This is a genomic window from Staphylococcus saccharolyticus, from assembly GCF_900458815.1.
GTDB classification, from domain to species: domain Bacteria; phylum Bacillota; class Bacilli; order Staphylococcales; family Staphylococcaceae; genus Staphylococcus; species Staphylococcus saccharolyticus.
In genome coordinates this window covers 136,594-149,414 of sequence record NZ_UHDZ01000001.1, presented here as the reverse complement: position 1 = coordinate 149,414, position 12,821 = coordinate 136,594, and the positions used below count along the sequence as shown (strand labels likewise).

General features: G+C 30.0%; 10 protein-coding genes and 4 pseudogenes. 6 read left to right on the top strand and 8 right to left on the bottom strand.

Annotated elements, in window-relative coordinates; genetic code table 11:
- Positions 1–18 precede the first annotated feature (18 nt).
- Together DYE57_RS12050 and maeA are read right to left on the bottom strand one after the other, a co-directional pair.
- The gene (locus DYE57_RS12050) at positions 19–624 is read right to left on the bottom strand and encodes a 2-hydroxycarboxylate transporter family protein (protein ID WP_232619721.1); all 606 of its coding nucleotides are present in this window, start codon (positions 622–624) and stop codon (positions 19–21) included.
- A gap of 24 nt (positions 625–648) precedes the next feature.
- Positions 649–2,266: pseudogene (maeA, locus tag DYE57_RS00585) on the bottom strand (oxaloacetate-decarboxylating malate dehydrogenase).
- A 97-nt stretch (positions 2,267–2,363) separates the two neighbouring features.
- On the opposite strand from maeA, the gene DYE57_RS00580 reads away from it, so the two are divergent.
- The 5 genes from DYE57_RS00580 to DYE57_RS00570 all read left to right on the top strand — a co-directional run bounded on the left by DYE57_RS00580 (position 2,364) and on the right by DYE57_RS00570 (position 5,954).
- On the top strand, positions 2,364–2,936 hold the full coding sequence (locus tag DYE57_RS00580) for a LysR family transcriptional regulator (protein ID WP_232619722.1): 573 nt from the start codon (positions 2,364–2,366) through the stop codon (positions 2,934–2,936).
- Positions 2,894–3,166: a LysR substrate-binding domain-containing protein gene (locus tag DYE57_RS12045; RefSeq protein ID WP_306171761.1), complete on the top strand. Its 273-nt coding sequence runs from the start codon at positions 2,894–2,896 to the stop codon at positions 3,164–3,166. The genes DYE57_RS00580 and DYE57_RS12045 overlap by 43 nt, the downstream gene beginning before the upstream one ends.
- 488 nt (positions 3,167–3,654) lie before the next feature.
- Positions 3,655–3,840, top strand: a complete 186-nt coding sequence (locus DYE57_RS12040) for a hypothetical protein (protein WP_232619723.1) — start codon at positions 3,655–3,657, stop codon at positions 3,838–3,840.
- Positions 3,841–3,854: 14 nt separating this feature from the next.
- On the top strand, positions 3,855–4,649 hold the full coding sequence (locus DYE57_RS00575) for a chitosanase (RefSeq protein WP_232619724.1): 795 nt from the start codon (positions 3,855–3,857) through the stop codon (positions 4,647–4,649).
- A 306-nt stretch (positions 4,650–4,955) separates the two neighbouring features.
- Positions 4,956–5,954: a glycoside hydrolase family 5 protein gene (locus DYE57_RS00570; protein WP_232619725.1), complete on the top strand. Its 999-nt coding sequence runs from the start codon at positions 4,956–4,958 to the stop codon at positions 5,952–5,954.
- A gap of 248 nt (positions 5,955–6,202) precedes the next feature.
- Here the strand turns inward: DYE57_RS00570 and gtfB are convergent, their stop codons facing one another.
- The 5 genes and pseudogenes from gtfB to DYE57_RS12945 form a co-directional block, all read right to left on the bottom strand.
- Positions 6,203–7,522 (bottom strand): accessory Sec system glycosylation chaperone GtfB, encoded by a 1,320-nt coding sequence (gene gtfB, locus DYE57_RS00565; RefSeq protein ID WP_115312501.1) that lies wholly within the window; start codon positions 7,520–7,522, stop codon positions 6,203–6,205.
- Complete coding sequence (gtfA, locus tag DYE57_RS00560; protein WP_115312500.1) at positions 7,515–9,023, bottom strand: accessory Sec system glycosyltransferase GtfA; 1,509 nt, start codon at positions 9,021–9,023, stop codon at positions 7,515–7,517. The genes gtfB and gtfA overlap by 8 nt, the downstream gene beginning before the upstream one ends.
- A gap of 162 nt (positions 9,024–9,185) precedes the next feature.
- Positions 9,186–10,508: pseudogene (locus tag DYE57_RS12955) on the bottom strand (SdrD B-like domain-containing protein); the annotation flags it as partial.
- Between the two features lie 117 nt (positions 10,509–10,625).
- Positions 10,626–11,348 (bottom strand): annotated as a pseudogene (locus DYE57_RS12950) (Ig-like domain-containing protein); the annotation flags it as partial.
- Positions 11,349–11,492, bottom strand: a pseudogene (locus DYE57_RS12945) (YSIRK-type signal peptide-containing protein); the annotation flags it as partial.
- A gap of 279 nt (positions 11,493–11,771) precedes the next feature.
- Between DYE57_RS12945 and DYE57_RS00550 the strand changes: the two are divergent.
- On the top strand, positions 11,772–12,011 hold the full coding sequence (locus DYE57_RS00550) for a hypothetical protein (RefSeq protein WP_115312498.1): 240 nt from the start codon (positions 11,772–11,774) through the stop codon (positions 12,009–12,011).
- A gap of 244 nt (positions 12,012–12,255) precedes the next feature.
- Here the strand turns inward: DYE57_RS00550 and kdpC are convergent, their stop codons facing one another.
- Entirely contained in the window at positions 12,256–12,816 is a 561-nt protein-coding gene (gene kdpC / locus DYE57_RS00545; RefSeq protein WP_115312497.1) for a potassium-transporting ATPase subunit KdpC, read from the bottom strand.
- Between the last annotated feature and the right edge of the window lie 5 nt (positions 12,817–12,821).

Below are 12,821 nucleotides of genomic sequence, written 5' to 3'. Positions count from 1 at the left end.
CCTGCAGAAGCACCTAAGCTATGCGTGTAAATCGTTGATAAATGGTACTACACCTGCCCCAATACCACCTGCCATAGCTGGAAAAGCAATGTATGATACAGATTTACCAAATCCATTCCCTATAAGTTCACCAACAGTTCCCACCATGATAAAGCAACTTAACATTGAAAGAACAGCTACGGGAATAAATCTTACAGATGCTTTTATTAACAATGAACGGTCCATACCTAAAATGCTACCAGTAATAAGTGCAGCGATACAAAAGTCTAAAAACCCCATATTATTTACAAAGTCTTTAGTAGCAGCGACTACATTTGCCGGTAAAATCCCAAATGTAGCTAAGAAAGCAGATATGAATATACAAAATACAGATCCACCACCTAAGTAAGATTTAATAATAGGAATTTTATTTCCCAGATAATGTAGAAAATTACCTAAAATCACTAATACTGAAATAGCGCATACAATGGTATGTGGAAGTTTACCAATAGCCATAATGGCAATAAGAACTATAATCATTCCAATATAAATGGGTAGATATATTTCTTTAACGTCAATATTCCAAAGATGATCAAACAACTTACGTCTTTGCGAATATTGAGAAGAACAACTTGGTTTTATCATTTGTAAAATCTCATAACTTTATTCTCATTTTTGTTCATCTAACAAAGATTCATAGATAGGTTGCCATTTATAATGAGCTACTAAATCTTTTACGTTATATGTTGAAATTGAACCATTTAATCTTTGATTAATGACAGCCTGCGCAACATCCTTTGCTATTTTTTGTGAGAAACTTTCAATTTTGGAAACAAGAGGTAAAATAGGCGCTCCTGGTTTATCAACATCTACTAAATTCCCTAGTGCATGACTAGCTTGCGATAAAATGTCTTTATTAACTCTTTTAGCTTTAGAAGCAATTAAACCTAATCCTGGATACATTAATGCATTATTTACCTGTCCTATTTAATATTCCACACCATTATATTAAATATTTTCTACCGGAATACCTGTACCAATAAGCGCTTTACCGTTAGTCCATTTTAATAAATCTTCTGCTAACTTCGTAGGATAAGATAATGGTAAAATAATCGATCTTTCTGTAGACGTACTCATCGTTTTGACTACTTGTTCATTGAATGCACCAGGTTTTGTAGAAGTCCCTATTAAAATTGTTGGTTATACTTCTGAAACAATTTCTTCTAATGAGTTAAATGAAGTATTCTGTACATTTATACTATCGTTAATAAATTCTTTTTGTTCATAAGATAAATTTGGAGTATGACGATTCAAAAGCCCTTGTTTATCTATAAAGTAAAATAAATTCTTAGCTTCTTTATCATTTAAACCTTGTTCTTTCATTTCATTTAATAAAATATTAGCAATCCCCATTCCAGCAGTACCAGCACCATATATTAATATACGTTGGTTAGTGAGTTTTTCTTTGACAATATTTAAAGCACCTAATATTCCCGATAAGACAACAATGCTTTTACCTTGAACATCATCATTAAAAATCGCAATTTCAGGTTCATATTTCTTTAATATTTTAGTGGCATTATCACAACCAAAATCTTCCCAATGTAATAATGCATCTGGATAAAGACGTTGAATTGCTTTAACAAATTTATCTATAAATGCATCATATCTTTCTCCAGTGATTCGTTGATGACGATTACCTAAATAAAGATCGTCATTTAATAAACTCTCATTGTTAGTTCCAACATCTAATGACACTAGTAAGATTTTTTTAGGACCGATGCCAGCTGCAGCTGTATAGACCATTAATTTACCTATCACGATATCGACACCGTTAACGCCCCAGTCACCAATTCCTAAAATGCCTTCAGCATCAGTTACAACAATTAATTGAATATCTCTATTTTCTGTGACATTTTTTAATTGTTCTTAAATACCATTAGGGTCATTAATAGATAAGAAAGCTGCATTTTGTGATCTTGAAAAGATTTCATTATATTTCTCTATAGATTCAGCTACGACAGGGTCATAAATAATTGGCATAAATTCAACTAAATGCTCTGATAACAATTTGTAAAATAACATTTTATTTCTATTGAAAATTGCCATTAAAAACAAACGTTTTTCTAAATTAGTTTGTTTTTGTGTAAATTCATCATATGTTTGTTTAGCTTGTTCCTCTATTGTTCTTACTTTAGTAGATAACAAACCATTTTTCTCTTTCTTCTCCAATAAAAGCACTTCCCTTATTTAAAAATGGGTTGTTCAGTAATTCTAAACCTTTCATGATTATTGCACTCCTTTTTGATTGCAAATAAACAATAATTCTTTAAAATATGTATATTCAAAACTTCATATAAATTTTATTTATGAGCGAAGGGTAAATGTTGAAATTACAAGATTTAATGTACTTTAAAATATTAGCAGAGTTAGGGAGCTTTACGGAGACCTCAAATTTTTTCAACGTTAGCCAACCTACAATTTCATATGCCATTAAAAGAATTGAAGAAGAATTTAATATAGAAATTATTGTTAGTGATCATAAACACCATTCCATCGATATAACTGAAATAGGACAAGTGCTAATCATTCACATTGAAAATATAGAAAATGAACTACACGAAATGTCTTCCAATATTGACAAATTAAAAACAGGAGATATTAAATGTGGCGTTCCACCCATCATTGGTAATACATATTTCCATAGAGTATCTTTAAATTTAATCAAAAATAATTTAATGGATAGTGTGTCTATTATTAATAAAGGATCTAAAGACCTTATTACTGAACTTAAAGAAGGTAATATAGATATCGGGTTAATTGGTTCTCTTAAACCAATTAAAGAAAATAATTTGATAAGCAAAGTCATTAAAACAGATAACTATAAAATCATCATTTCTCTCAATTTGACAAAATATCATTTAAACAACTTAAAGATGCTCAGTTTATTTCACTAAATGATCATTTCACACATTCACTTGCATTAAGCCAATTATGTAAACAATATCACTACTCTCCAAATGTGATATATAAAAATGGTGATTTGAACTTATATAAGAAAATGATATCTGAAGGCATAGGCGTCGGTATTTTAACAGAAACTGCAATAGAAGACAGTGACAATATTGTAGCCATACCTATTTGTGATAAAAATCAACCTCACTTTTTAATTTCTAAGGTGTATTGAAAATTTTCTTTTAACTTAGAACTTTATAATAAGGTTATTGAAGTATTTGAAGATTCTTTATCTGAAAAGTAATAATCTATTTATATTACACGAGATTGACTTATATATTGATAACCCTATAACCTTTCATGTTTATTTTTTCTCCTACCTAGCTATTTAAATAAGAGTTACTTTATTCTAACTCACTCTTAATTAAACCTCCATTCATCTTTTTTCCTCACATGTTTCTTAAAACTTTCGATTACTAAATTACAAAATATTTGATATATAATTAAAAACTAAAATTCCACTAATTGTATATAACTCAATAAATATACACATTATTATTTTTAGGTAAAATATTTTTGAAAAAATCGGTTTTAATGTAAAACTATTGTTTAAATTAAATTGAATGCGCTTTTTTAAATTGACAAAATAATATATTTATAATTAATATTGTCAAAAGTTTTACTTTTGACAATATTAATTAAGGAAGAAGTGCTTTGTTCATGAAAAATTTCGAAAAACGTACAGTTCGTAAAATTGCATTAGGGACTAGTTCGTCATTATTGGCTACACTTATCGCAGCAAATGGGACAGGATTAGCAAACGCAGCTGAAACACTACATCATAATGAACATCAACAAACAACTCTGCAAAATTATCAAAAGAAGCACAAAACAAAACAACAATAAACACTAACAATTATATGGACAAAAATTATGACTTAAGAAAAAGAATTATGTCATTAGTTGGCGCAGCAGAAAATAGCGATATTAACTATTCTAATAATTATTCTTACATTGAAGACATTGGAGATGGTAGAGGCTATACTGCAGGTGTTATTGGATTTACTACAGGCACAAACGACATGGTAAAATTGGTTAAACATTACAACAAGTTAAATCCTAATAACGAATTAAAAAAATATCAAGACGCATTAACAAAATTAAGTGAATCAAAATCTGACTCTCACAAAGGCTTAAATGGTTTTAAAAAAGCTTGGAAAAATGCATCTAAAAATGATAGAGACAACTTTATTAAAGTACAAAATTATGTATTAAAAACTGATTATATGACTGATGCCGTTAATAGAGCAAAAGAAGACGGTTTATCTCAACTAGGTCAATATATCTATTTTGATGCCATTGTTAAACATGGCCCTGGTCATGGAGCTACAAATCCTAAAGATTGGAGCTTCGATGATTTAAGAAATGAAGCGAAAAAAGGTGCTAAAACACCTGCTGAAGGTGGAAATGAAGCTGACTATCTCAACAATTTCGTTGGCAAACGCTATGATGCGATTAGCGCAGAACAACGAGCAGACGAAGATAACAATCCTAATGTATATGACCGCTTAAAAGTACAACAAGAATTAATTAAAGATAGCAACTTTGATTTAAAATTACCTTTAAAATTTAAAATGAATGATGAAAACTTTGAGTTAACCCAAAATATTATTAACAATTTTAATGATCAAGACGTAGATTTTGAACATGCATAAAGTATGACCGAATTTCACTTATAAGAGAGGTAAATAACAAATGAAAAAATCAATTATTAGTTCTGTACTTGTAGCAACAACATTAGCATCTAGCATAGGCGCTTTTAATACAACACATATCGCCCACGCAGATGATATGGGACACTAACTACTAAAGGTAAAGAAATTCAAAAAGACGGGCAAAATTATCAATTAAAAGGCGTAAATGCTGGAAATGTATTTACTACAGAAGGTTACCTTGGTGGTATTACTGGTCAGAAAAGAGAAGGTTACGCTAAACCATACAATGATAAAACATACAAAGAATTGAAAGATGCTTTAGATGAGAAATATGGTCCAAAAGAAGCGAAAAAGAAACTAAACACATATGCAGATAATCGTTGGACAGATGAAGATTTTCAAAATGTTAAAGACATTGGTATGAATACAATACGTTTACCACTCAATTACATTAATTTAACTAACTATAAAAAAGGCATGAATCCAGATGATGTTAAAATTACAAGTCATTCATTTGATGAAGTTGATAAATTCATCCAAAAAGCAAAAGCTCATGGATTATATGTAATTATCGATTTCCATGGTGCGCCTAACTCACAAAATGGTACTGAACATTCAGCTGATAAAAACGGTGGTAGCACTGGATTAGGCCATTTCTGGGATGACAACAATGCTCAAGGAAAAGCAAAAGAAATTCTTTATAATGTTGCAAATCACTATAAAAATGAAAATGCCGTCGCAGGATATGACATCTTAAACGAACCAAAAGGTGTAAATAAAGGTACAAGCGACAAACAAGTAAAAAATTTCTATAAAGAAGCAGTTAAATCAATACGTGACACAGGTGATAAACATATTATCTTTTTAGAAGCAGTTTGGAATCCGAGTAATCTCGAAGATCCTTCATTTTACAATGATACTGCTCATAATTTAGTTTATGAATATCATAATTATGCTACTTCTCAAGACTCTTCAGTAAAACATTCCTTTAATGAAAAATTCAATAACATTGAAAACAGTAATTATAACGTGCCAAGCTATTTAGGAGAATTTAATACACAGTCAATGGAAGGCGGTCCTTCTGCTAAAGATGGTGATTTAAAATATATTCTTGATAGAGCTAACAAAGATAATATGTCTTGGACATTCTGGAACTATGACGTACAAGGCGGAGGCAAATGGGGTGCATACAAATATGATCATATAAATGAAAACCCTGATAGTCCTGATTTCGGTAAAAAATCAGGTCAACAACCTAATAATCCAAATTATGACACATTAAAAAACGGAGCAAGTAGTAACTAAATAGTCACTTATATGAGTCTCGGTCATATCAGTTTGACCGAGGCTTTTTTAAGTTATTAAAAACGTCTCCTACACTAGAATTCTAGCAATAAGAGATATAATTTATAATAGTAATTAATATTTTTAAAATCATTCTTTGTAAATCTAAATTAGAATCATCTCAAGATGAATTTATAAATTGTAACATTATGGGAAAATTATCACCCAACTATATATAACAAAAATTTGATAATTATCATCGCAAAAACTTATTCTATTCTATTTTGAAATTTAAATTTCGAAATAGAATTAGCGTGTTGTAATTGTACATTTAATTGATTAGAAAATAGTGTTTGATTCTCACTCATTTCTTCAAGTACTCTACTTAATTCTTTATATTGTTCTATTTTGAAGGTATTTTCACGATTATTCAATTGTTTATTATGAATCGTTTCTTCATAAGCAAACAGAATGAGTTGGTGCATAAATGCTAATTGTACGCCTTCAAATATTTCTTTACCTTTATTAATATCTAAATAAATATCACATTTTTGGCATAAATCTAAGACATTTTTTTCAGACATTTTAGGATATAAATTAATATTCTGTACTTTACCAAGTTGCATAAGTTTCGTAGACATTTCTGTTTTAGATGCAATATGAAAACTCATTTTCTGATTATCGATAGCAATTTCATCTATATGTGGAATATCATCAGAATTTGTTAATATTAAAACTTCATTTTTACAATGATTTGATTTAACAAAATCATACACATATCCAATATGTTCTATCTTATGTTGATTCGACTTTTCAACTAAACGATTCACACGATAATATTCTTCTTTATCGGGTATTAAAATCTTTAAATTTTCTATGTTTTTTAATGCTATTTTCATATTTTCAGGTAAATCATCTTTAATCTTTTCTTGCCAAAATATTCTACACTTTGAAATAAGATGACGCTGTTGGTATATAAATAAGAAAGACGTCGCAAATGAGTTAAGTGTCATTTCCTCGATTGATAGATTGGCTTGTTCAAAATAGAAAGCTAAGAATTCTTTTCGGTTATCAAAGAATAAATCTTTATTATTCCATTTTAAAATCAAATCCTTAGTAACATAATTCTCCACTAGAAATTCTTGATTATTTTGGTCAAAATAACGTTTTAAAATTCGACTTTGATGGTCGTCCATTAAAAGTTGAGCATAACGAAAACCGTGTTGATTGTAATAATCAATCAATTGCGTGTTGCCACTATCATTCAGCCACTCTACAGAAGCAACTACTCTATTTAAATATCCTTTTTTATAAAAAATTTTACCTCTTATTTTACCTTTATCCTTAATCACAGCTGATTGATTTGAACCCTCTATTTCCCAAAATTCAGGAACTGCTACTTCATTAAAGAAGCAGGGATCTTCTTCAGTAACTGTATTTTGAGAAAAAAACTTATACGGTGACAAGATATCATTAGGTAAAAAGCCATTATCTTCAATAACTACAGTCATAGGATTAAAGTTAGCGTTCAAATATGATTGGTGTAATTTAAGCGTTCTCTGATCTACTCTTTCGTATAAATTAATCATTTTCCACCTCATCAATTAAGGTTTGCCATTCTTTTTGAATGTTCTCAATCAAATACTTATCCGCAATTTTGTAGGATTGATCTCTCATTTGTTCTATATTATGTTCGAAAAATAATACTATCTTCTTTGAAATGTTAGCTACTATATCATCTTCATCTAAATTGGAAGTATCTAAAGATATTCTAAAACCATTAATTCCGTCTTTAATAAAAGTCGTATTACCATAATATACATCAAATCCTATCATACCAAGTCCTGAGCCAACTGCTTCCATTAATGTAAGTCCAAATCCTTCACTTGTCGAGCCCGATAAATAAAGTTGATAAGATTTATAAACTTCGGTTAAATCAACATGACCTTTGAGATGAATATAACTATTGGCATCAAAATCATCAATGATTTGTTGTAATTTTTTCTTTTCTGAACCTTCACCATAGATATCAAATTTAATTTCTGGATTAATTTTATGAGCTTCTATGACAGCCTTAACTAGCCAATCAACGTGCTTTTCATTCGCTAATCGAGAAGCAGTGATGATTGAATAAGGCTTACGATTCTGTTCGTATTTAAGATTTTTAATATTACCCACTGAAATTGTATATATTTTAAGACTCAGTCCTTTATAATCTTTAAATTGCTGACTTAGTACAGCTTTTTGGTCCTGTGTTGCTACAACATAAAAATCGATATACTTGGCATGGTTAAACATATATTCATAGTTACTGTTCCATAAGACAAATTGTGCATTTGAATTGGGATAATTATAGTGCTCAGCATGAATGACTACACCTAGATGCCCCTCTTTTTTATTTTCTAGAATGAACTGACCGATGTTTTTAGATCGATCAACTAATAAAATGTCATTGCGTGTCAAATTAAGTTGATTGATGAAGTATCCGATAAATTCCTTTTTTGAATATAAAATCTTATTCGGAAAAATATACATATTGTCTCCATCTTTCACGACTTCTTCGTATGCAACAGAGCCATCCTCGTTAAAAAATTTTCGTAAATAAACTTTGGCCTTCTTATTATAAGGCGCATAATATTCTGTAAAAATCTTGGTATAGGTATAAAATTCTTTTCTTATTAGCTTACCATTAGAAACAAATTCCGCACGATCTACAATACTTTCATATTTATATTTTAAATAACAGTTAACGTAACATTTTCCATCATTAAAATAAATTCTTTTTATCTTTTCTTTAATATCTTTAACTACAACATCACTAGAATTAAGAGTTTCAATAATTTGTTCAATTGTATAAGAAGTAGGCTTAATTTTAATATCAGTAAAATATTGATAAATCCATATCACTTCTTCATCACCTATACCTAAATGACTTGTAAGTGTTTGAATATTCTCTTTGTTTATAAAATCTAAAAATATAAATTTAAAATTTTCGTTTAAGTTCTTTAAAATGTTTCTACGATAAAGTTGAGCATATTCAACGCCGCTACTTGCCCAACCGATACCAAAATTTAGATTATAAATCGTCATGTTATCACCTACTTCTTTTATATATGTATAACAAGAGCCTGGAACATAAACAATATGTACAGGCTCTTAAACATTTCGCATACGAACAATGCAAGATGGGTTTGCTATGCGACGGGATGGGACTATAAATTCTGCCCCATTTCCCTGTTAATCTTTCAATAATTATTTTTCTTCTTTTTTACGACGTCTACCTAATAGAGTTAATCCTCCGAATGCTGCAAGCATTCCACCGATTAATCCTTGGTGATTGTCTTCTTCACCAGTATCTGGTAGTTCAGAGTCTGAATGACTTTCTGAATCTGATTCACTTGTTGACTCGCTATCTGAAGAAGAGTCCGATTCACTATCTTCGAAGTAACCATTATCAATGCTGAAATCATCATGATCTGTAATTGTTACATGTACATCTTCACCATCAGCATCTTTGGCATCATCGTTATCAGAATTAGTTGATGTTTGTGTAAGTCCTTCTGGTTTATCAAAATGAACTGTGTATTCACCACTATCTAGGTTATCAAAACGGTATTTACCATTTTCATCCGTTTCAGTTGTCTTTAATATATTACCTTCATTATCTTTTAAAGTAACTTTAACACCTTTGATACCTTTTTCATCATAGTCTTGATAACCATCTTTATTAGAATCATACCATACATAATCACCTAAACTGTATTTAGAAGGTGTTTTATAGAATCCACTATCTAAAGTCCAGTTGTCAGCATCTTTAATTGTACCTACAGTACTTAAACCATTAGAATCAACTTCGAAGCTATTGCCTTCATAAGCTTTAGTTGGTGTATATCCTGCAGGTGTTTTGAAATTAATAACATAATCACCATTTTGTAAATTATTAAATTCATACTTACCTTCAGAATTAGTAGTTGTAGTTTCGACTGTACCATTTGGACGTGTAAGTGATACCTCCACTCCTTCGATACCATGTTCATCTTCATCTTGGATACCATTTTTATTAGTATCTTCCCAAACATAGTCACCTAGGTTATAAAGTTTTTCATTACCAGTAGCAACTCCGTTGGCTCCTAAACGTTCAACTGTATTATCGTGCGCATAGAAATCCGTAGTACCTTCTGCATTTTCATTTTCCATAATAACACGTGTACGTAAATCTTGACTTGAATTTGGATCAATTTTAGATGTTACTTTAACAATATAAGGGGGATCAATATGACCAAAATCAATTTGTGCTTTTTTATCACCTATTTGGTTAATTCCAAAGTTGTCAGTTACATTTTCAAAGTCTTCGTCATTTATATGGAAACTTGGCGCAATGTTATCAGATGACTTAGCATCCAATATTTCAATTTTTGTATCATCTGGATTTAATAGTGTACTACTATCATTGACATCTTCTTGATATCCTTGAATAGTTAAGCGTGTGTTATAACTATCTTCAGATTTTGGATTCACATAAATATATTGAGTATAGTCGTGTGAACCAACATTAAATAAATCCGCTTTTGTAATTAATGAACTAGTGTTAGCAACCACATGACTATCGTTATAATTGTTATATTCAACTTCCATTGGTTTAGTAACTGTATTACCAGCAATATTATAATTTAAGTCATAGTTACCACTTGTTTTAGCATTCGCTCTATCAATAAATTGTGGGATTTCAAAATTACCTTTAATATTATCTTTTTTATTTACATAATCAGTAAACGTATAAACTAATTTCTTAGTTTGAGTATCATAAACACCGTTAGCAACAACTTGATTACCATCATTAATTGTTGGATAAAGTTTGTTATTTGCTGCTTTATAATCTGCTATACCATTAAAGTCAGCATATTCTGGCATATCAACTGTGAAATAGTTGCCTTTGTTAACTTTACCGTCAACTTCAAATGATATGTCAGCTGAGAAACCTTGACCATTATTTGGTTCTACATAATTTTTGTCAGTATTAACTGAAGTCACTTTAATTGAATCATTAACATTTTTACCTTGTTGTTGTGCTTGAGAACGATTAACTGCAACTCTAGAACGTAGTTGAACAGAACGATTTGTTGTTGTTCCAATAGGTGTTGCATAAGCTACATTTCTATCTTGACTATCAGAAGATTGGTTATTATCAAATTCTTGAACTGAATCGTTTAATACCTTAGGATTAAGGTCAGGATTTGAAGTTGAGTCATTTGTGCTTGCTTCGTCTACTGAAGAGTCTTCATTTGTTACTTCATTACTTGTTGCTTCTTCTTTTGAAGGCTTTTCGTTTGTTACTTCATTATTTGTTGTTTCTTCTGTTGTAGATGCAACACTTGCAGTATTATTATCTGTTACTTCTTCAGAAGTACTTTGTATGTGGGTATTCCCTGCTGCATCGGCTTCATTACCAATTCCAAATAATAAAGTTGCTCCAACTAGAATAGAAGCAGTCCCTACTGAAAATCTTCTAATCGAGTACTTACTTAATTTGTTTGGTAAAAAGTCTAATTTTTTTCTCAAAAAAAAAAAAACACTCCATCCTAAAAATTTTTGTAGAGTTTCAAAAACTCCATTTTAAAAAGTAGCAAACACTCAATTAAATTGCAATGTAATTATATTAAAAATTATAAATAATTTTACATCTTTTGTTATACAACAAAATAATAATTAAAATTTAAGATAATTACATTATACTTATTACCTGTGATTGCAATGTATTTTATCTTTAAATATGTAATGTTACTTGTTAATATATGTTTTGAATAATGTTCCTAATTAGGAAATAGAGGAGAATTAAATATGGTACAAGATAAATACTCTTTAAATGAAACAACCGAAGATGATAATAGAAAAGGCCTTAATGGTTACTATAAAACCGACTTAGATTTAGAGATTGAAAAAGAACTATTGGAATCCAATGATAACGAAGAAACTAAAAAAGACAAGTTAGTAAAGAGACGTATACGCATAATCAGTATGATACCTCTAGTTCTTGCTATCATTTTAACACTCATCCGAATGATTAGAATGTTTATGTAATGACTGATAACACCCAATACAATTTAAAAAACTTTTTACACATTTCAAAAATTGTATGAACTTTCGATTATAGTAATAAATTGTATGAATTACCTAGTAACTATAATTTTCATCACTTTAAATATATTTGAAAACAGCCTGAACCTTAAATATCTCCGACAAAAGAAGCACAAAGATGATTTTAAATTAAAATCATCTTTGTGCTAGTATTCTTATATTTTATATGCCGTTTTCTCTTTCTTCCCTATTTCAAATGGTCTAGGGCTATATTCATTTTCAATACATTAACATAATCCTGTGTCATTGGAGAGAATTGTTTATGTTGTTGGATGATGTGACTGATTTCAGACTTTTTAATACCTCTTGCTTTAGCAATACGTGCCACTTGTTGCTTCGCATTTTCTACGGTAATATCTGGATCTAGTCCAGAACCTGAAGCAGTCACTGCATCATTTGTAAGATGTTTACCGTCATGCTGAATCATATCTTTGACTCTTTGTTTTAAAGCAGGGTTGGAATTAGCAAAATTAGATCCTCCTGATGTTGGTCCATTATTATATAACACTTGTTGTTCATTCATATTGTAATTCACAGCACTTGGCCGACCGTGAAAATATTTTGGACTCGTCCATTGTTGGCCAATAAGTTTTGAACCAATCACTTTGCCATCTTGTTTCACTAGGCTACCATTTGATTGATGTGAAAAAATGACTTGACCAGCTGCTGTGACAATTAATGGGTAAATAAAACCACACAATATAAACATGATAAATACAAGTCCAAAGCTCTTTCTTATCATTTGCACTTTTA